This is a genomic window from Streptomyces sp. NPDC058864 (genome assembly GCF_042742985.1).
Taxonomy (GTDB): Bacteria; Actinomycetota; Actinomycetes; order Streptomycetales; family Streptomycetaceae; genus Actinacidiphila.
On sequence record NZ_JBHYMQ010000031.1, the window covers coordinates 1 to 17,853 of the forward strand.

General features: G+C 72.0%; 19 protein-coding genes. 6 read left to right on the forward strand and 13 right to left on the reverse strand.

Annotated elements, in window-relative coordinates; all coding sequences use genetic code 11:
- The first annotated feature begins 570 nt into the window (after positions 1 to 570).
- A complete protein-coding gene (trpS, locus tag ACFW3D_RS22975) occupies positions 571 to 1,569 on the forward strand; it encodes a tryptophan--tRNA ligase (protein WP_500506489.1) in 999 nt (332 codons plus the stop codon).
- 51 nt (positions 1,570 to 1,620) lie between these two features.
- Here the strand turns inward: trpS and proC are convergent, their stop codons facing one another.
- The 3 genes from proC to ACFW3D_RS22990 form a co-directional block, all read right to left on the reverse strand.
- Complete coding sequence (gene proC, locus ACFW3D_RS22980) at positions 1,621 to 2,430, reverse strand: pyrroline-5-carboxylate reductase (protein WP_500506491.1); 810 nt, start codon at positions 2,428 to 2,430, stop codon at positions 1,621 to 1,623.
- A gap of 66 nt (positions 2,431 to 2,496) precedes the next feature.
- Positions 2,497 to 3,234, reverse strand: coding sequence for an ABC transporter permease (locus ACFW3D_RS22985; protein ID WP_500506493.1), 738 nt, complete (start codon positions 3,232 to 3,234; stop codon positions 2,497 to 2,499).
- Positions 3,231 to 4,019: an ABC transporter ATP-binding protein gene (locus ACFW3D_RS22990; protein ID WP_500506495.1), complete on the reverse strand. Its 789-nt coding sequence runs from the start codon at positions 4,017 to 4,019 to the stop codon at positions 3,231 to 3,233. The genes ACFW3D_RS22985 and ACFW3D_RS22990 overlap by 4 nt, the downstream gene beginning before the upstream one ends.
- 200 nt (positions 4,020 to 4,219) lie before the next feature.
- On the opposite strand from ACFW3D_RS22990, the gene ACFW3D_RS22995 reads away from it, so the two are divergent.
- The 3 genes from ACFW3D_RS22995 to ACFW3D_RS23005 all read left to right on the forward strand — a co-directional run bounded on the left by ACFW3D_RS22995 (position 4,220) and on the right by ACFW3D_RS23005 (position 6,974).
- Positions 4,220 to 4,570 carry a hypothetical protein gene (locus ACFW3D_RS22995; RefSeq protein WP_500506497.1) on the forward strand — a complete coding sequence of 117 codons (351 nt, stop codon included), beginning with the start codon at positions 4,220 to 4,222 and terminating at the stop codon, positions 4,568 to 4,570.
- Between the two features lie 323 nt (positions 4,571 to 4,893).
- A complete protein-coding gene (locus ACFW3D_RS23000) occupies positions 4,894 to 6,384 on the forward strand; it encodes a SulP family inorganic anion transporter (protein WP_500506499.1) in 1,491 nt (496 codons plus the stop codon).
- Positions 6,385 to 6,536: 152 nt separating this feature from the next.
- Complete coding sequence (locus ACFW3D_RS23005) at positions 6,537 to 6,974, forward strand: hypothetical protein (protein ID WP_500506501.1); 438 nt, start codon at positions 6,537 to 6,539, stop codon at positions 6,972 to 6,974.
- Between the two features lie 11 nt (positions 6,975 to 6,985).
- Here ACFW3D_RS23005 and ACFW3D_RS23010 read toward each other — a convergent pair whose 3' ends face one another.
- The 5 genes from ACFW3D_RS23010 to ACFW3D_RS23030 all read right to left on the reverse strand — a co-directional run bounded on the left by ACFW3D_RS23010 (position 6,986) and on the right by ACFW3D_RS23030 (position 9,556).
- Positions 6,986 to 7,774 carry a class I SAM-dependent methyltransferase gene (locus ACFW3D_RS23010; RefSeq protein WP_500506503.1) on the reverse strand — a complete coding sequence of 263 codons (789 nt, stop codon included), beginning with the start codon at positions 7,772 to 7,774 and terminating at the stop codon, positions 6,986 to 6,988.
- 52 nt (positions 7,775 to 7,826) lie between these two features.
- Positions 7,827 to 8,186 carry an SH3 domain-containing protein gene (locus tag ACFW3D_RS23015; RefSeq protein WP_500506505.1) on the reverse strand — a complete coding sequence of 120 codons (360 nt, stop codon included), beginning with the start codon at positions 8,184 to 8,186 and terminating at the stop codon, positions 7,827 to 7,829.
- Between the two features lie 89 nt (positions 8,187 to 8,275).
- Positions 8,276 to 8,641 carry an SH3 domain-containing protein gene (locus ACFW3D_RS23020; RefSeq protein ID WP_500506507.1) on the reverse strand — a complete coding sequence of 122 codons (366 nt, stop codon included), beginning with the start codon at positions 8,639 to 8,641 and terminating at the stop codon, positions 8,276 to 8,278.
- 120 nt (positions 8,642 to 8,761) lie between these two features.
- Positions 8,762 to 9,070 (reverse strand): SH3 domain-containing protein, encoded by a 309-nt coding sequence (locus ACFW3D_RS23025; protein WP_500506630.1) that lies wholly within the window; start codon positions 9,068 to 9,070, stop codon positions 8,762 to 8,764.
- A gap of 156 nt (positions 9,071 to 9,226) precedes the next feature.
- Entirely contained in the window at positions 9,227 to 9,556 is a 330-nt protein-coding gene (locus ACFW3D_RS23030) for an SH3 domain-containing protein (protein WP_500506509.1), read from the reverse strand.
- Between the two features lie 123 nt (positions 9,557 to 9,679).
- Between ACFW3D_RS23030 and ACFW3D_RS23035 the strand changes: the two genes are divergently transcribed.
- Positions 9,680 to 11,851: a protein kinase domain-containing protein gene (locus ACFW3D_RS23035; protein ID WP_500506632.1), complete on the forward strand. Its 2,172-nt coding sequence runs from the start codon at positions 9,680 to 9,682 to the stop codon at positions 11,849 to 11,851.
- A gap of 51 nt (positions 11,852 to 11,902) precedes the next feature.
- Here the strand turns inward: ACFW3D_RS23035 and ilvD are convergent, their stop codons facing one another.
- From ilvD to ACFW3D_RS23055, 4 genes are all read right to left on the reverse strand, one after another.
- Complete coding sequence (ilvD, locus tag ACFW3D_RS23040; RefSeq protein WP_500506511.1) at positions 11,903 to 13,756, reverse strand: dihydroxy-acid dehydratase; 1,854 nt, start codon at positions 13,754 to 13,756, stop codon at positions 11,903 to 11,905.
- A 192-nt stretch (positions 13,757 to 13,948) separates the two neighbouring features.
- A complete protein-coding gene (locus tag ACFW3D_RS23045) occupies positions 13,949 to 14,584 on the reverse strand; it encodes a TetR/AcrR family transcriptional regulator (protein ID WP_500506513.1) in 636 nt (211 codons plus the stop codon).
- Entirely contained in the window at positions 14,584 to 15,387 is an 804-nt protein-coding gene (locus ACFW3D_RS23050; protein ID WP_500506634.1) for a sugar phosphate isomerase/epimerase family protein, read from the reverse strand. The genes ACFW3D_RS23045 and ACFW3D_RS23050 overlap by 1 nt, the downstream gene beginning before the upstream one ends.
- A 158-nt stretch (positions 15,388 to 15,545) precedes the next feature.
- The gene (locus ACFW3D_RS23055) at positions 15,546 to 16,484 is read right to left on the reverse strand and encodes a Ppx/GppA family phosphatase (RefSeq protein ID WP_500506515.1); all 939 of its coding nucleotides are present in this window, start codon (positions 16,482 to 16,484) and stop codon (positions 15,546 to 15,548) included.
- 101 nt (positions 16,485 to 16,585) lie between these two features.
- On the opposite strand from ACFW3D_RS23055, the gene ACFW3D_RS23060 reads away from it, so the two are divergent.
- Positions 16,586 to 17,443 carry a DUF3109 family protein gene (locus ACFW3D_RS23060; RefSeq protein WP_500506517.1) on the forward strand — a complete coding sequence of 286 codons (858 nt, stop codon included), beginning with the start codon at positions 16,586 to 16,588 and terminating at the stop codon, positions 17,441 to 17,443.
- Positions 17,444 to 17,496: 53 nt separating this feature from the next.
- Here the strand turns inward: ACFW3D_RS23060 and ACFW3D_RS23065 are convergent, their stop codons facing one another.
- The gene (locus ACFW3D_RS23065; protein WP_500506519.1) at positions 17,497 to 17,730 is read right to left on the reverse strand and encodes a hypothetical protein; all 234 of its coding nucleotides are present in this window, start codon (positions 17,728 to 17,730) and stop codon (positions 17,497 to 17,499) included.
- Positions 17,731 to 17,853 lie beyond the last annotated feature (123 nt).

A 17,853-nucleotide genomic window follows, 5' to 3' on the forward strand; every position in this document is an offset into this window, starting at 1 on the left:
TGGCGTTGACTTTTGGCACGCTGTTGAGTTCTCAAGGAACGGAAGCTTCCTTCGAGACCGTTTCACCGGCCCCTCCGGGCTTTCCCTTCGTTGTCTCCAACCTTACCAGATCCGTTTCGCGTTTCCGCTCTTCGTTTCCGGCCCCCTATTGGAGCGGGGTTTTTCGTTTCGCGCCTTCCGGCGTGTCCACTACGTTAGCGGATTTCCCCGGCGGTTCATAATCGAGCCATTCGGTTCGTATTTCGGCATGCCGAAATAGTCCCCGTGGGGAGGTCGTGCGGTAGTGGTTTGCCGCCGGGCGGCTTGAGTGGCCGCCCCTGGAAAGGTCACCCCGTCCGAGGCAGCTTGAGAACACTACACCACGCCCCACGGTGCTTCAAACCTGTGGCCGTCAACAGGTTTGAGCGTTACCTTCGGGGCATGACCGAGCATGCGCACTCGTACCTGTGGTGGGCCGCCTGACGGCGGCCGCCCCTCAGCGCATGCATCCAACGGCCGCCGCTTCGGCGGCCGTACGTGTTTCTGCTCCGGCCCGCCGAGCGTGGCGGTCCACAGCCGGGAGGAACACCGATGACGAGGGTCTTCAGCGGGATCAAGCCGACGGGGCACCTGACCCTGGGCAACTACCTGGGCGCGGTGCGGCAGTGGGCGGCTGTGGACCAGCACCGGGCCGAGTCGCTGTTCTGCGTCGTGGACCTGCACGCGCTCACCGTCGAGCACGATCCGGCCCGCGTACGGCGGCTGAGCCGGCAGGCGGCGACGCTCCTGCTGGCGGCCGGCCTCGACCCGCGGGTCTGCACGCTGTTCGTGCAGAGCCATGTGGACGAGCACGCCCGGCTGGCGTACCTCCTCGAGTGCACCGCCACGGACGGCGAGATGCGGCGCATGGTGCAGTACAAGGAGAAGGCGGCCAGGGAGCAGCGGCGGGGCGGCACTGTGCGGCTGTCCTTGCTGACGTATCCCGTGCTGATGGCGGCGGACATCCTGGCGTACGGGGCGGACGAGGTGCCCGTCGGTGACGACCAGGCGCAGCACGTGGAACTGACGCGGGACCTGGCGGTGCGGTTCAACCACCGGTACGGGCCGGTGTTCACCGTCCCCCGGGCAGTGCTGCCGCGGGTGGCGGCGCGGGTGATGAACCTGCAGGACCCGGGGTCGAAGATGGGGAAGTCGGAGGACACCGGTCCGGGGATCGTGTATTTGCTCGACGAGCCGGAGGTGGTCCGCAGGAAGGTGCTGCGGGCGGTCACGGACAGCGGGCAGGACGTCGTCCACGACCCGCAGGAGCGGCCGGGGGTGGCGAACCTGCTGGAGATCCTGTCGGCGTGCACCGGCCGGCCGCCGCAGGAACTCGCGGTGGGGTACGACTCGTACGGCGCCCTGAAGAAGGACACCGCCGAGGCCGTGGTGGAGGAGCTGCGGCCGCTGCGGGAACGGCACGCGGAGCTGGTGGCCGACCCCGGGTACGTCGACGGGGTGCTCAGGGAGGGCGCCGAGCGGGCGCGGGCGATGGCCCGGCCGACGGTGGACGCGGCCTACCGGGCGATCGGGCTGCTGCCGCCGGGCTGAGGACGTACCGGGCCGCCGGCAGGGGACCGCCGGCCCCCGCCGGCGGCCCGGTCAGCCGTTGCCCGAGGCCAGTTCGCGGCTGCGGTCGCGGGCGGCTTCCAGAGCGGCGATCAGGGCGTGGCGCACGCCGTGCTTCTCCAGTTCCCGGATGGCGTTGATGGTGGTGCCGGCCGGGGAGGTGACGGCCTCGCGGAGCTTGACGGGGTGCTCGCCGCTGTCGCGGAGCATCACGGCGGCACCGATGGCGGACTGCACGATCAGGTCGTGGGCCTGGGCGCGCGGCAGGCCGAGGAGGATGCCGGCGTCGGTCATGGCCTCGACCAGGTAGTAGAAGTACGCGGGCCCGGAGCCGGAGAGGGCGGTGGCGGCGTCCTGCTGGTACTCGGGGATGCGCAGGGTCTTGCCGACGGGCTGGAAGATCTCCTCGGTGCGCAGCAGGTGCTCCTCGGCGGCGTGGCTGCCGGCGGAGATGACGGACATGCCCTCGTCGACCAGGACCGGGGTGTTGGGCATGACGCGGACGACCGCGATGCCGTCCGCGAGGCGCTCCTCGAAGAACGCGGTGGGGACGCCGGCCGCGGCGCTGATGATCAGACGGTCGGCGGCGACGTGCGGGGCGAGCTCCTCCAGGAGGGCGGACATGTCCTGGGGCTTGACGGCGAGGATGAGGGTGTCGGCGGTCTTGGCCGCCTCCTCGTTGGAGACCGACTCGACGCCGTAGCGGGTGCGCAGCTCCTGGGCGCGGGCCGGGCGGCGCGCGGTGACCAGCAGATTCTCCGGTTTCCAGCCGGCACGGAGCATGCCCGACAGGAGGGCCTCACCGATCTTGCCGGTGCCGAGCACCGCGACTTTCTGCGTCATGCGGCCATCCTCGCACCGTGGGCGGCCCGGAGGCCGTGCCGTCCACGGTGCGGTCACCCGCGGGGATCAGGCCGTACGGCGGCGGAGGGTGGCCGCGCCGAGGGCGAGGGCGAGCGCGGCGCTGCCCGCGACGACGGCGAGGTCGCGGACGAAGTCGCCGGTGACGCCGGTGTGGGTGAGCACCTCCTGCATGCCGTCGACGGCGTACGACATGGGCAGGACGTTGGAGATGGCCTCCAGTACGGGCTGCATCCGGTCGCGCGGCATGAGCAGTCCGCAGAGCAGGATCTGCGGCAGCAGCACGGCGGGCATGAACTGCACGGCCTGGAACTCGCTGGCGGCGAAGGCGCTGACGAACAGCCCGAGGGCGGTGCCCAGGCAGGCGTCGGCGAGGGCGACCAGGAGCAGCAGCCAGGCGGAGCCGGTGACGTCGAGGCCGAGCGCGAGGACGGCGAGCCCGGTGGCGAGGGCGGCCTGGACGACGGCGACGGCGCCGAAGGCGAGGGCGTACCCGGCCAGCAGGTCGCCCTTGCCGAGCGGCATGGACAGCAGGCGTTCGAGGGTGCCGGAGGTGCGTTCGCGCAGCGTCGCGATGGAGGTGACCAGGAACATCGTGATGAGCGGGAAGATGCCCAGCAGCGAGGCGCCGACGGTGTCGAAGGTGCGCGGGCTGGCGTCGTAGACCCAGGACAGCAGGGTCAGCAGGACGCAGGGCACGACGACCATCAGGGCGATGGTGCGCGGGTCGTGGCGCAGTTGCAGCAGCACGCGGCGGGCGGTGGCGAGGGTACGGCGCGTGCTCATCGGACGGTCTCCTCGGCCTGGTGGGGGAGCTTGCCGGCGGCCTCGTCGACGAGGCGGAGGAAGGCGTCCTCGACGGTGGGGGCGCCGGTGCGTGCGCGGAGCGCGTCGGGGGCGCCCTGGGCGAGGATGCGGCCCTCGCGCATCAGGAGCAGCCGGTGGCAGCGCTCGGCCTCGTCCATGACGTGGCTGGAGACCAGGAGGGTGGCGCCCCGTTCGGCGGCGAGGCGGTGGAAGAGCTCCCACAGGTCGCGGCGGAGGACGGGGTCGAGGCCGACGGTGGGTTCGTCGAGCACGAGCAGTTCGGGGGTGCCCAGCAGGGCGACGGCGAGGGAGACGCGGTTCAGCTGGCCGCCGGAGAGGTTGCCGGCGAGGGCGGTGGCGTGGGAGGCCAGGTCGACGTCGGCGATGGCGCGTTCGACGTGGCCGGGGGCGTCGCCGCCGAGGACGGCGGCGAAGTACTCGAGGTTCTGGCGGACGGTCAGGTCGAGGTAGACGGAGGCGGCCTGGGTCACGTAGCCCAGGCGGGGCCGCAGGTCGCGGTGACCGGCGGGCAGGCCGAGGACGTCGAGGGTGCCGGTGACGGCCGCCTGGGTGCCGACGACGGCGCGCATGAGGGTCGACTTGCCGCAGCCGCTGGGGCCGAGCAGGCCGGTGATCTCGCCTCGGGGGACGGTGAACTCCAGGGCGTCCAGGACGGTGCGGCCACCGCGGACGACGGAGAGCCCGGAGGCGTGCACGGCGGGTCCGGGGCCCGGTTCCCGGGGCTCCTCGGCTTTATTCATCATGCGGTGAATAATGCTCCCGGGCGCGTCGGGGCGTCAAGGAGCGGCAGGTGTATCCGTTTGGGTGACGGATCATTTACGCTCCGTTTACTTAAAGAGCTTGCAAAATGGAGTGGCTGTCTGCGCAAAATGAAGGGCGGCTACGCATCGGAACGGGGGCACCTGTGGTATCGGCCAAGGGAGTTGCGCGTGCTGTCGCCGTCATGGCGGCACTGCTGCTCTCCCTGTTCGCGGCGATAGGCTGCGCCGCCGCCGAGCCCGTCCCCGCCTCCGGCCGCGGCACGGGCACGACGGTGGCGCGCGCGGAGCCCGAGACCCGTAACTGCCTCGCACGGAGGCAAGGGAGCAACGGCATACGCCTGGTGCTGCCCGGGACGGTGAGCGTCCCGGCGCCGGCATCCGCACCGCGGGGCAGCGCCGGAACCGATGAGACGGTTCCGGTGGAGGACGCCCAGGTGTCCGCCGCCGTGACGGCGCCGCGGACCGCCCGGCAGGCGGTACCCCTCTCCAGATCCGGAGAACTACCGGTCGCCCACGGCGCGTTCCGCTGCTGAGGCACGGCCTGCCGCCTGCTCTTCCCTCCTGACCGCGGTCGTCGCCCGCGGCCCGGGCCCCACCCCGGTCCGAGCCCGCGCCGGCGCCCGCGCGTCCACGTGCACGCACATGCACTCGTACGCGGCGCCCGCGGTCCGGGAGACCGACCCCCCACACTGCTCGACCACGTACGCCCCCGCCCACGCCGGCGCCGGGGCGCAATGGAGGACACCCGCGTGAAGACCTTCATCCCCCCATGCACCACCTCCTGTTCCGCCCTCCCCCCACCAGCCGTCGGGCCCGTCCGGCCCGTCCGCGGCTCCCTCACCCCCGCCCCCACCCGGTGAGCCGCCTCATCCGCGCCGCGTCGCGACTGCCCCGTCCGCAGTCTCTGCGCGCCGACTTCACCGCCTCCCTCGTCGTCTTCCTCGTCGCCCTGCCGCTGTGCGTGGGCGTGGCCGTCGCCTCCGGGGCGCCGGCCGAACTCGGTCTGGTCACCGGCATCGTCGGCGGCATCGTGACCGGGATGCTCCCCGGCAGCAGCCTCCAGGTGTCCGGCCCGGCCGCCGGGCTGACCGTCCTGGTCTACGAGGCCGTCCAGGAGTTCGGGCTGCCCTCGCTGGGCGTGCTCGTGCTCTGCGCCGGCGGGCTGCAGCTCGCCATGGGCGTGCTCCGGCTCGGCCGCTGGTTCCGGGCCATCTCCGTCGCCGTCGTCCAGGGCATGCTGGCCGGCATCGGCCTGGTGCTGATCGCCGGACAGGTCTACGCCCTGACCGACACCGCGGCACCGGCCGGAGGCCCGGCGAAGATCGCCGGATTACCCGGACTGGTCGCGGGCACCGTCGTCTCCCCCACGGCACTCACCGCGCTCGCCGTCGGCGGCGGCACCATCGCGGTGCTCGTCCTGTGGCCCCGCATCCCGCGCGCAGCGCGGCTGCTGCCGGGACAGCTGGCCGCGGTCGGGCTGGCCACGGGCGCGGCCGTGCTGTTCGACCTTCCCGTCGAGCGCGTGGAGGTGGCGGGGCTGCTCGACGTCGTCCAGCCGCCGGGCGCCGAGCAGTTCGCGGGGCTGGCGAGCCTGTCCATGATCGGCACTGTGCTGGCCTTCACCCTGATCGCCTCCGCCGAGAGCCTGTTCAGCGCCGCCGCGGTGGACCGGCTGCACGACGGGCCGCGCACGGAATACGACAAGGAACTCATCGCGCAGGGCGCCGGCAACGCCGTCTGCGGAGCGCTCGGCGCCCTGCCGATGACCGCGGTCATCGTGCGCAGCGCCGCCAACGTGCAGGCCGGTGCCCGTACGAAGGCGGCACGTGTGCTGCACGGCGTGTGGCTTCTGCTGTTCGCCGCGCTGCTTCCGGGCGCCCTCGGGGTGATCCCGGTGGCCGCCCTGGCGGGCGTGCTGGTGCACGCCGGCTGGAAGCTCGTACCGGTGAAGGAGATCGTGCCGCTGTGGCGCGAGCACCGGGGCGAGGCCGTCGTGCTGATCGTGACCGCGACGGGCATCGTGGTCACCAACATGTTCGAGGGAGTGCTCATCGGGCTGCTGACCGCCGTGGTCAAGGCGGCCTGGGAGACCTCGCAGACCCATGTGGAGATCCACGACAAGGGCGAGGGCCCGATCGTCGTCCGCGTCCTGGGCAACGCCACCTTCCTGCGGCTGCCCAGGCTGCTGGAGCAGCTGGAGGCGCTGCCCCGCGACCGCCCGATGGAACTGGACCTGCGCCGGCTGCGGCACCTCGACCACGCCTGCGCCATGGCCCTGCTCGGCTGGGCCGAGCGGCACAACGAGGAGGGGGTGACGCCGGTCCAAGTGCAGGGCGCACCGGTGTGACGCGGCGGCCCCGTCCCGCCCGGAACCGGGCGGGACGGGGCGTCGCCCCTGACCCACGGTTCCGGGCCGTCTCAGGGTCATCCCCTATGGCTTCGGGGGCGAAGCGGAGTGACCGTGGCCATATGAGGCGTTCAACCGATGTATCCCGGGACGTGACCGGATCCGAGAAGCGGCAGCTCGCGGTGGCCTCGGCCACCCTCGGCCCCTGGCGTCCGGCGGCGGCCGTCGGCGCGATCGGCGGCGGGGTCTCCCTCGCCGCCTCCGCCCTGAGCGGCGACTTCGGGCTCGGCGTCGTCGCCGGCGCCGTGTCCGTCGCGCTGATGCTCTTCTTCCTCGTCGGCGGCACCGGCGCGGTGACCGGGCGCGGCCCGCGCGCCGACCGCCGCATACGCCGCTGGGCGGCCGCCCACCCCTGGCGCGTCGCGCTGGTCCCGGCGGGGATGCTGCTCGTCACCGATGTCGTGGTGCGCCAGATCCTGACCTCGGAGGGCTTCTTCGGCAGCCTCTGGGACGGCCTGTGGCGAGGGCTGCTCGTCGCGGGCGTGGTCGGGGTCGTCGGTTCCGTGGCGGGGAAGCGGCGGGCGGGTTAGGGCGTCTCGGCCTACGGCCCGTCGGTCCTTTTCACCGCCACCGTCAGGTCGACCTTGTAGGGCTCGACCACCTGGCCGTCCGGGAAGAGCGCCTGCAGCGCACGCCGCTCCTCGTCGAGGATGCGGCGGGCGGTCTCCGGGGCGAGGACGGCGAAGTAGGAACGGCTGCCGAGCATCGTGAGGTGAGTGTCCAGCGGGACGGTGCGCGTCCAGCGGAGGACGCGGGTCTCGGTGCGCATCCCCAGGCGGGTGCCGAGCGAACGGAGGATGTCCTCCGCCGTGCCCGTCAGGCCGTTCTCGTGGTAGCGCGGGACCGCGCGGGCCAGCCGCTCCTCCTGCTCGCGCACCCAGGCGACCCCGGTGTCCGGGACGTTCCACCACAGGGCGAGGGCGCCGCCCGGGCGAAGCACCCGTGCCGCCTCGGGGGAGGACTTCGCCGGGTCCGTCCAGTGCCACGCCTGGGCGTAGGTCACGAAGTCCGCGGCCCCGGAGGCGAACGGCAGCGCGTCCCCGTCCCCGCGTACGAGCGGCACGTCCGGCTGGCCCGCGCGCAGTTGCGCGGCCATCCCCGCCCCCGGCTCCACGGCCGTCACGTGCGCCCCACGCGCCCGTATCAGCGCCGTCGCGATCCCCGTCCCGGCCCCGACGTCCAGGACCCTGGCCCCGGTGAAGGGCCGTCCGCTGATCTCCTCGACGGCGTCGAACAGCTCTCCGGGGTAACCGGGGCGGGCCGCGGCGTACTGCGCGGCGACGGTGTTGAACGAGTGGGCGAGCACGCGGTGGGCCGGCTGTGTGGTCATGGGGGTTGTTCTTCCCCGTGGGACACGGGCGCGACCCACCGCGCGGGCCCGGTCAGACGCACTCTCCGGTGACGTACCCGTCGCTGCCGGTGTGCACGTAGGTGTCGGAGACGTACTGGTTGGGGCCGATCCGGTCCCAGATGTTCGAGGTGCCGTAGTAGCCGCTGACCCGCTCGCCCGGGGTCTGGCAGAAGATCGGCACCTTCTGGTCATACGGAAGGATCTTGACGATCTGGTAGCTGGTGCCCGGCCCGGTACGGACGTTGAGCCGCACGTCGGGGGCGACCGGGTAGTACACGAGATTCGGAGCCGCCACGGCTTCCGCGGCGCCCCCCAGCACGAGGAACACCGCCCCGGCCGTCGCGGCCGCACCGGCCGCGAGTGCGGCGCGCCGGCTCTTGCCCTTGCTCAACACGTTCCTCCTGCGGGACGTATCACTGGCGGGCACACGCGCTCTCCGCGTGTGGCGCGATGGACGTGAACCGGGACAAGCGGCAGGTGTCAGCTGCAGCGCGACGCGACGTACCCGTCGCTGCCGGTGTGCACGTAGGTGTCGGAGACGAACTGGTTGGTGCCGATGCAGTCCCAGATGTTCGACGTGCCGTAGTAGCCGCTCTCCGTCGTACCCGGGGTCTGGCAGAAGATCGGCACCTTGGCGCCGTAGGGAAGCACCTTGACGATGTGATAGTTGCTGCCGGGGCCGGAGCGGACGTTGAGGCGCACGTCCGGCGCGACCGAGTAGTAGATGAGATCGCCCGAAGCCGGAGCCGCCGCGGCATCACCGGCGCTGCCGAGCACCGGGAGCACCGACCCGGTCAACACGGCCACGCCAGAGGCGAGCACAGCGCGCCTGCTCTTGCTGCTCAACACTTTCCTCCTGGAGAACGAACCTCGCGGACGCGCGCCACCGGGCTCCTCGACCAGCGATGAGCCCGGTGGTGCGATGGAGCATGGTGCGTGGGTCGTATGCGCCTGCTACCGCGGTGCCTAGCAGCGGCCGGCGATGTATCCGTCGCTGCCGGTGCGCACATAGGTGTCGGAGACGTACTGGTTCGGGCCGATCCGGTCCCAGATGTTCGAGGTGCCGTAGTAACCGCTCACCGTCGTACCCGGCATCTGGCAGAAGATCGGCACCTTGGCGTCGTACGGCAGGGTGGTGACGATCGGGTAGGCCGTACCCGGTCCGTTTCGGACGTTGAGCCGCACGTCGGGTGCGACCTCGTAGTAGATGATGGGCGGCCCCACCGCCGATGCTTCCGCCGCGCCCCCGAGAACCAGGAGGACAGCTCCGGCCATCGAGGCCGCGGCAGCCGCCAGCACCGCGCGCCTGTTCTTGCCCGTACTCCTGCTCAACCCATTCCTCCCGCGTAACGGATCACCAGTGGACGCACACCACCGGGCCACCTTGGGTGCTGGGCCATGTGACGCGCTGGAGCACGAAGTGCGGCTGTGTCAGCTGCAGCGGGGAGCAATGTAGCCGTCGCTACCGGTGTGCACATAGGCATCGGAGACGAACTGGCCTTCGCCAATGCAGTCCCAGATGTTCGACGTGCCGTAGTAACCGCTGACGGTCGTACCCGGCGTCTGGCAGAAGATCGGCACCTTGACGTCGTACGGAAGCACCTTGACGATGTGGAAACCGGTGCCGGGCCCCGACCGGACGTTGAGCCGGCACCCCGGAGCCACCGCGTAGAAGATCTGCCCGCCAGAGGCCGCGGCGCCCGCCGCAGCGGTCTTCGCCTCCACGCCGTCACGCGCCTCGTCAAGATTGTTCTCGGCCATCGGCCCTCCCCCGTGAAGATTCACGCTGTGTCAGGTGCAGGCTAGCAATCCGACCCGTCGCCGTTACGAGGATCCACTAGGCTCACCGAGTTGCGGCTGCTGACGAACACACGGGGGTGGGTCATGCCGCCAGTGCGGAGACCTGGGACCGACCCGGAAGCGGAACATCCGGAATACGCGGGGCAGTACCGGCTCGAGGGCCGGCTCGGCTCCGGGGGCATGGGCGTGGTGCACCTGTCACGTTCCACTTCCGGCATGCGCCTGGCTGTCAAGGTCGTACACGAGGAATTCGCCAGGGACCCCGAGTTCAGGGCGCGTTTCCGACAGGAGGTCGCCGCCGCCAGACGCGTGAGCGGGGCCTTCACCGCATCCGTCGTGGACGCCGACCCCGATGCCGAGCGGCCGTGGATGGCAACGCTCCACATACCCGGGCCGACACTGGCCGAGTTCGTCAAGCGGAACGGGCCTGTGGCGCCGGCACAGGTCCGGTACCTGATGGAGGGTCTTGCCGAGGCTCTGCGGGACATTCACCGGGCAGGCGTCGTCCACCGGGACCTCAAACCCAGCAACGTGCTGCTGGCCGTCGATGGCCCGAAAGTGATCGACTTCGGCATCTCGCGCCCTTCGGACAGCGAGCTGCGCACCGAGACGGGCAAACTCATCGGGACTCCGCCGTTCATGGCACCCGAGCAGTTCCGGAGGCCTCGCGATGTGGGGCCGGCAGCGGACGTCTTCGCGATGGCAAGTGTGCTGGTGCACGCCGCCACTGGACGTAGCCCGTTCGACTCGGACAGTCCATACATCGTGGCCTACCAAGTAGTCCACGATGAGCCGCAGTTGGACGGCATCCCGGCGGACCTCCGGCCGCTCATCGAGCGTTGTCTGGCCAAGAACCCCGAGGACCGCCCCTCGCCGGACGCACTGATGGCCGAACTGAGGACGGTGTCGGCTTCGTATGACACCCAGACCTTCAACGCCTTCGAGATCGAAGGCCTCGTCCCTGCCCAGCGTCAGTCCAGTGAGGGCCAGGCCGTGCCCTCAGCGGGAAAGTCCGCACCCGCAACGGCAACGGAGGCGAACCCCCGTTCACGACGGCGCGCCCTGCGGGCAATCGTGGCAGCGGCGACACTGGCGATGCTCGGCCTGGGCGCCGTGTGGGCGACGACGCCCGACAGTGCTCGCACCGGACCACCCGAGGGTTCGGGCGGCCGTTCCGCCGTCGCCGCCTTTCGACCGTGGGAGACGGTCCTTCGAAGCAGCGGGGCAACCACACCGGCGGCATGCGGCGTCGGCGCGGGCGCCCTCTTCTGCAACGGTCCGGGCGTCAAGGCGGCCAAGGTGGACCCGGACAGCGGCCTGTTGCAGTGGTCGGTGCACGCGCAACTGAGCCGCATCCCCGGGACCAACCCACCGGCGCCGGAATTGGCAGGCGGCGTTCTCCGTGTCGTCAGCGAGGACGAGTCCCGTATGGAGGGCCTCGACCCCGATACGGGCCGCTCCCTCTGGACCCTGGACATCTCGGCGTACGAGGGCTCGCCCACCGGTGTCGGAACGACGGTCCTGTTCTCCGGCCGGGACGGGACGGTCACCGCCGTGGACGGGACGACCGGAAAGGAGCGCTGGAGAAGGAAACTGCCGGGATTCACCCGGCCGTCGATCGGCGGGAACGGCACATCGCGCTCCGCATACGCCGTGGAGTCCGCTCCGGACGGACGTCACACACGTGTCGCTGCGCTGAGACTGGCCGACGGCCGTGTGGAGCGCCAGGTCATGCTCGGCGGGCAGTTGAGCTTCCTCGGCGAGTCGGGCGGAACGCTCTTCCTCGCCTCTTCGGATGCCCTCACGCGCGTCAACGCGATCGTGCGGCTGCGTACGACGGACTGGTCGTCACGTCGCATACCGCTCACGATTCCCCTCGTCGAGGCCCATGCTGCGGTCCGGGGCGGGACGGTGTACCTGCTCGAATACGAAGGCTCGTTGCTGGCCGTGGACACCGACCGCGCGAGTGGTGCCGGCAAGGCCGAGCAATGGAGGCTCGAAACGTCGGTGAGCGGTGGTTCCTGGCCGACCGTCGCCGGGCGTGGTCTCTACTTCAGCGCCGCCGACGGGCGGCTCCTGGCCGTGGACGCCGAAAGAGGCGTCTTCCTCGGACAGACGAAGCCGCGTCTGGGAACGCGGCCGGCCGGCTACCCCGGATTCCCGCCCTCCCCCGTCGTCGCCGACGGGAAGGTGTTCGCGACCGCCCCCGACGGCACCGTGTTCGCCGTGGACGCGAAGGACCCCTCCCGCTGGTGATCGTGGCGACCGGCGGAAGGGGTCCTGGGGACAACCGATGCGGGGCCGGGGTCAGCGCTCGAGCTTCGAGACGTCGCGGACGGCGCCCTTGTCGGCGCTGGTGGCCATCGCGGCGTAGGCCTTGAGCGCCAGGGAGACCTTGCGGTCGCGGGCCCTGGGGGCGTAGGCGCCGCCGAGGGCGGTGCGGCGGGCTGCCAGTTCGTCCTCGGGGACGAGGAGTTCGATGCTGCGGCCGGGGATGTCGATGCGGATCCGGTCGCCGTCCTCGACCAGCGCGATGGTGCCGCCGGAGGCCGCCTCGGGGGAGGCGTGGCCGATGGAGAGGCCGGAGGTGCCGCCGGAGAAGCGGCCGTCGGTGACGAGGGCGCAGGCCTTGCCGAGGCCGCGGCCCTTGAGGAAGGAGGTGGGGTAGAGCATCTCCTGCATCCCGGGGCCGCCCTTGGGGCCCTCGTAGCGGATGACGACGACGTCGCCCTCCTTGATCTCCTTGCGGAGGATCTTGTCGACGGCCTCCTCCTGGGACTCGCAGACCACGGCCGGGCCCTCGAAGGTCCAGATGGACTCGTCGACGCCCGCGGTCTTCACCACGCAGCCGTCGACGGCGAGGTTGCCGCGGAGCACGGCCAGCCCGCCGTCCTTGGAGTAGGCGTGCTCGACGGAGCGGATGCAGCCCTCGGCGGCGTCGAGGTCGAGGGCCTCCCAGCGCTCGGACTGGGAGAAGGCCTCGGCGGAGCGGACGCAGCCGGGGGCGGCGTGCCAGAGTTCCTCGGCCTCGGCGGAGGGGGAGCCGCCGCGGACGTCCCAGGTCTTGAGCCAGTCGGCCAGCGACGGGGAGTGGACGGCGTGGACGTCCTCGTTGAGCAGGCCGCCGCGGTGGAGCTCGCCCAGCAGGGCGGGGATGCCGCCGGCGCGGTGCACGTCCTCCATGTAGTACGTGCGGCTCTTCGCGACGTTGGGCGCCACCTTGGCCAGGCAGGGCACGCGGCGCGAGACGGCGTCGATGTCGGTCAGGCCGAACGGGACGCCGGCCTCCTGGGCCGCGGCGAGCAGGTGGAGGATCGTGTTGGTGGAGCCGCCCATGGCGATGTCGAGGGCCATGGCGTTCTCGAAGGCCGCGAAGGTGGCGATCGAGCGCGGCAGCACGGACTCGTCGTCCTGCTCGTAGTAGCGCCGGGTGAGGTCGACCACCGTGCGGCCGGCGTCCTCGTACAGCGCCTTGCGGGCGGTGTGGGTGGCCAGGACCGAACCGTTGCCGGGCAGCGACAGGCCCATCGCCTCGGTGAGGCAGTTCATCGAGTTGGCGGTGAACATGCCGGAACACGAGCCGCAGGTGGGACAGGCGTTCTCCTCGATGCGGAGGATGTCCTCGTCGGAGACCTTGTCGTTGACGGCGTCGGCGATCGCGTCGATCAGGTCGAGCGTGCGGACGGTTCCGTCGACGAGGGTGGCACGGCCGGCCTCCATGGGTCCGCCGGAGACGAAGACGGTGGGGATGTTGAGGCGCAGGGCGGCCATCAGCATGCCCGGGGTGATCTTGTCGCAGTTGGAGATGCAGATCAGCGCGTCGGCGCAGTGCGCCTCGACCATGTACTCGACGGAGTCGGCGATCAGGTCGCGGGAGGGCAGCGAGTAGAGCATGCCGCCGTGGCCCATGGCGATGCCGTCGTCGACGGCGATCGTGTTGAACTCGCGCGGCACGGCACCCGCGGCCTTGATCGCCTCGCTGACGATGCGGCCGACGGGCTGCAGGTGGGTGTGCCCGGGCACGAACTCCGTGAAGCTGTTGGCCACCGCGATGATCGGCTTGCCGATGTCCTCGCTCGCTACGCCCGAGGCCCGCATGAGGGCGCGGGCGCCCGCCATGTTGCGGCCGTGGGTGACTGTGCGGGACCTCAGCTCGGGCACGGGGACCACTCCCTACGTTTCCATCCGGAGCCTTCGAGCGTACGCCAGCGCTCGTGGCACGCGGCGGTGCGTCCGTATTCCGGACGACGAGTCCACGGTGTGGATGCCGGTCCGGTGCCGCGGCAACAGGTCCGTGGCGGGCCGGCGACGAGGCGCTCTCCCCCATTGTCGCCGGTCCGCCGCGGTGCGGGCTCAGCCCGTGACGGGTCCCGGATCGGTGAGGTAACCCTGGAGCGTCGGCGCGACGAGGGCGACGACCTCCTCCATGTCCGCCGAGGCGAGCGGCTCGATCTTGATGACGTAGCGCATCATCGCAATGCCGAACATCTGGGCCGCCGCGAGTTCCGCGCGGAGCCGGGGATCGGGGACCTTCAGCTCCGACGCGACCCGTTCCAGCAGCCGCCGCAGGACGATGCCGCGCAGCACGCCCGCGGCCGTGTCGTTGGTCACTGCGGAGCGGACGATCGCCAGCATGGGGGCCCGGGAGACCGGGTTCTCCCAGATCGAGACGAAGAAGCGGGCCAGCCGTTCGCCCACGCCCTCGGGGCCGGCCGCGAGGACGTCGGGGACGCCGAAGGCGGGCTCGAAGCTCAACTCGATGGAGGCGGCGAAGACCTGCTCCTTCGCCCCGAAGTAGTGGTGCACCAGCGCCGGGTCCACGTCCGCGGACTTGGCGATGGAGCGGATCGAGGTCTTGTCGTAGCCGCGGGCGGAGAACTCCTGGCGGGCCGCGGCGAGGATCCGGTCACGGGTCTCGGGGGTGCCCGAGCGGCTCCCGGCGGGGCGGCCGCGGCCGCGCCTGCCGGTGCCACCGGCCTCCGGGGCCATCAGCGCACCCGCGCGGCCGCGGCCAGGTGCAGCCGGGTGAAGGCCAGCGCCTCGGCGAGGTCCGCCTCGCGCTCGGCGGCCGACATCGCGCGCCGGGTGTTGACCTCGATCACCACGTGGCCGTCGAAGCCGCGCGAGGCCAGGCCCTCCAGCACCTCCGCGCAGGGCTGCTTGCCGCGTCCGGGCACCAGGTGCTCGTCCTTGCCGGAGCCGCTGCCGTCGGCCAGGTGGACGTGGCCGAGCCGGTCGCCCATGCGGTCGAGCATCTCCAGCGTCTCCGTCCTGGCCGTGGCGGTGTGCGACAGGTCGATGGTGAAGTGCCGGTAGTCGTCCTTGGTCGGGTCCCAGTCGGGGGCGTAGGCCAGCATCTCCCGGTCGCGGTAGCGCCACGGGTACATGTTCTCGACGGCGAACCGGACGTCGGTCTCGTCCGCCATCCGCCAGATGCCGGCGACGAACTCCCGCGCGTAGCTGCGCTGCCAGCGGAACGGCGGGTGGACGACCACGGTCGAGGCGCCCAGCTTCTCCGCCGCCGCCTGGGCCCGCTGCAGCTTCACCCACGGGTCGGTCGACCAGACCCGCTGGGTGATCAGCAGGCAGGGGGCGTGCACCGCCAGGATCGGGATGGCGTGGTAGTCCGACAGCCGGCGCAGGGCCTCGATGTCCTGGCTGACCGGGTCGGTCCACACCATGACCTCGACGCCGTCGTAGCCCAGCCGGGCCGCGATCTCGAAGGCCGTCGCCGTGGACTCGGGGTAGACCGAGGCCGTGGACAGCGCGACCTTCGCGTCCGGTACGCGCACGGTGTGTCCGTTCGGGTCCACAGGGTCATGGGCTGCCACGGGGAACAGCGTACGGCGGCCGGTCGGCCGAGCGGCACATCGCACCCGGCCGACGTGACGCGATCGACACGCGCGCGGCACGGCGGCCGCGCGGTGCTCGTACGCGTCGCGCCCCGCCCTCAGCCCCGGTCGCTGGTCATCAGGTCGAGGCGGCGCAGGATGACGCCCTCGCGCAGCGCCCAGGGGCAGACCTCCAGCTCGGTGACCCCGAACAGGTCCATCGCCGCGTCCGCGACCAGCGCCCCGGCGAGCAACTGGCGGGCCCGGCCCTCCGACACGCCCGGGAGTTCCCGGCGGGCGCCCTCGGTCATGGCGGCCAGCCGCGGCACCCACTCCTCCAGCGTCCTGCGGCTGAGCGTGCGCTGCACGTACAGGCCGTCGGCGGAGCGCGCCGCGCCCGCGATCCTGGCCAGCTGCTTGAAGGTCTTGGAGGTGCCCACTACGTGGTCGGGCGCGCCGAGCCGGCTGAACTCCGCGACGGTGCGGGCGATCTCGGCGCGTACGTGCTTGCGCAGGCCGCGCACGTCGTCGGCGGTGGGCGGGTCGCCGGGGAGCCAGCCGCTGGTGAGCCGGCCGGCGCCGAGCGGCAGGGAGACCGCGGCGTCCGGGTCCTCGTCCATGCCGTACGCGACCTCCAGGGAGCCGCCGCCGATGTCCAGCATGAGCAGCCGGCCGGAGGACCAGCCGAACCAGCGGCGCGCGGCGAGGAAGGTGAGCCGCGCCTCGTCCTCCCCGGACAGCACGGTCAGGTCGACCCCGGTCTCCGCGGCCACCCGGGCGAGCACCTCCTCGCCGTTGGCCGCCTCGCGCACCGCGCTGGTGGCGAACGGAAGGACGTCCTCGACCCCCTTGTCCTCGGCGACGACCAGGGCCTCGGCGACCTGGGCGACCAGCCGCCGCACGCCGTCCTCGCGGATCGCGCCGTCCTCGTCCAGCAGCTCCGCCAGCCGCAGCTCCGCCTTGTGGGAGTACGCCGGGAGCGGACGCGCGCCGGGGTGCGCGTCCATGACCAGAAGGTGGACGGTATTCGAACCCACGTCGAGGACACCGAGTCTCATGCCCGGAACGCTACTGCGCCGGACCCTCGCCGGGGACATGCGGGGTATGGGCACGTGCGCGGGTGACCACTGGAGAAGCTTCACATGCTTACCCTGACATCGTGGCGAAGGTGAAAAAGGCGACGAAGCGGCAGCATCACCCGGACGTGGCGGACGAGGTCGGGCTCGATTTCCCGCGCGCATGGGTCGAGTTCCCCGATCCGGCCGACGAGGAACAGGTCTTCCGGTGCGACCTGACGTGGCTCACCTCACGGTGGAACTGCGTCTTCGGCCGTGGCTGCGAGGGCATCGAGGCGGGCCGGGCGAGCGACGGCTGCTGCACCCTCGGCGCGCACTTCTCCGACGACGACGACGAGAAGCGCGTCGCGGGGCACGTGGAGCGGCTCACCCCGGAGCTGTGGCAGTTCCACGCGGTCGGCGAGGAGGACGGCTGGACCGAGGTCAACGAGGACGGCGACCGGCAGACCCGGCGGCACCAGGGCGCCTGCGTCTTCCTCAACCGCCCGGGTTTCCCCGCGGGCGCCGGCTGCGCCCTGCACACACTCGCGCTCAAGGAGGGCCGCGAGCCGCTGGAGACCAAGCCGGACGTGTGCTGGCAGCTGCCGATCCGGCGGACGTACGACTGGGTGGACCGGCCCGACGACACGCGGGTGCTGATGATCTCGATCGGCGAGTACGACCGGCGCGGCTGGGGCCCCGGCGGTCACGACCTGCACTGGTGGTGCACCGGCGCACGCTCCGCGCACGGCGCGGGAGAACCGGTCTACGTCTCGTACCGGGCGGAGCTCACCGAGCTGATGGGGCCGCGCGCCTACGACCGGCTCGTGGAGCTGTGCGAACAGCGGCTCGCCTCGCTGCTGCCGATGGCGCCGCACCCCGCGGACCCGTCGCCGGACGCGCGCGACCGGGGCGTGGACCGGGGCGTGGACAGGGGCGGGGACGGGGACGGGGACGCGTAGGAGCCCGGCCGCTCGGCCCGTGTACCGGGCCGTGGCGGCCCGGTCCGTGTCGCCTAACCCTCGCCCTCGCCCTCGGCGGAGGACGGGGAGGGCGAGGGGCTCTGGCTCGGCGGGTCACTCGGTGACGGGTCGGGGGTGGACGGGGTCGGCGAGGGGTCGGGGGAGGGCGACTGCTGCCTCCCCCTCCCCTCGATCGTGACGACCGCGCCCGACGGGTCGAACCAGATCCGTGCCGCCCAGGGCCCCACGGGCTCCCGCGAGCGGTCCACGGAGACGGTCAGCGTCATGCTCTCCCCGGGGCGCAGCCTGCCGTGGGGGGGGGGGGGGCGGCCCCGCCGCGGCCGGGGGGGGGGGCGGCCGGGGGCGCGGGCGCGGCCCCCGCCGGGGGGGGGGTGGGAGGGGGGGGTGGC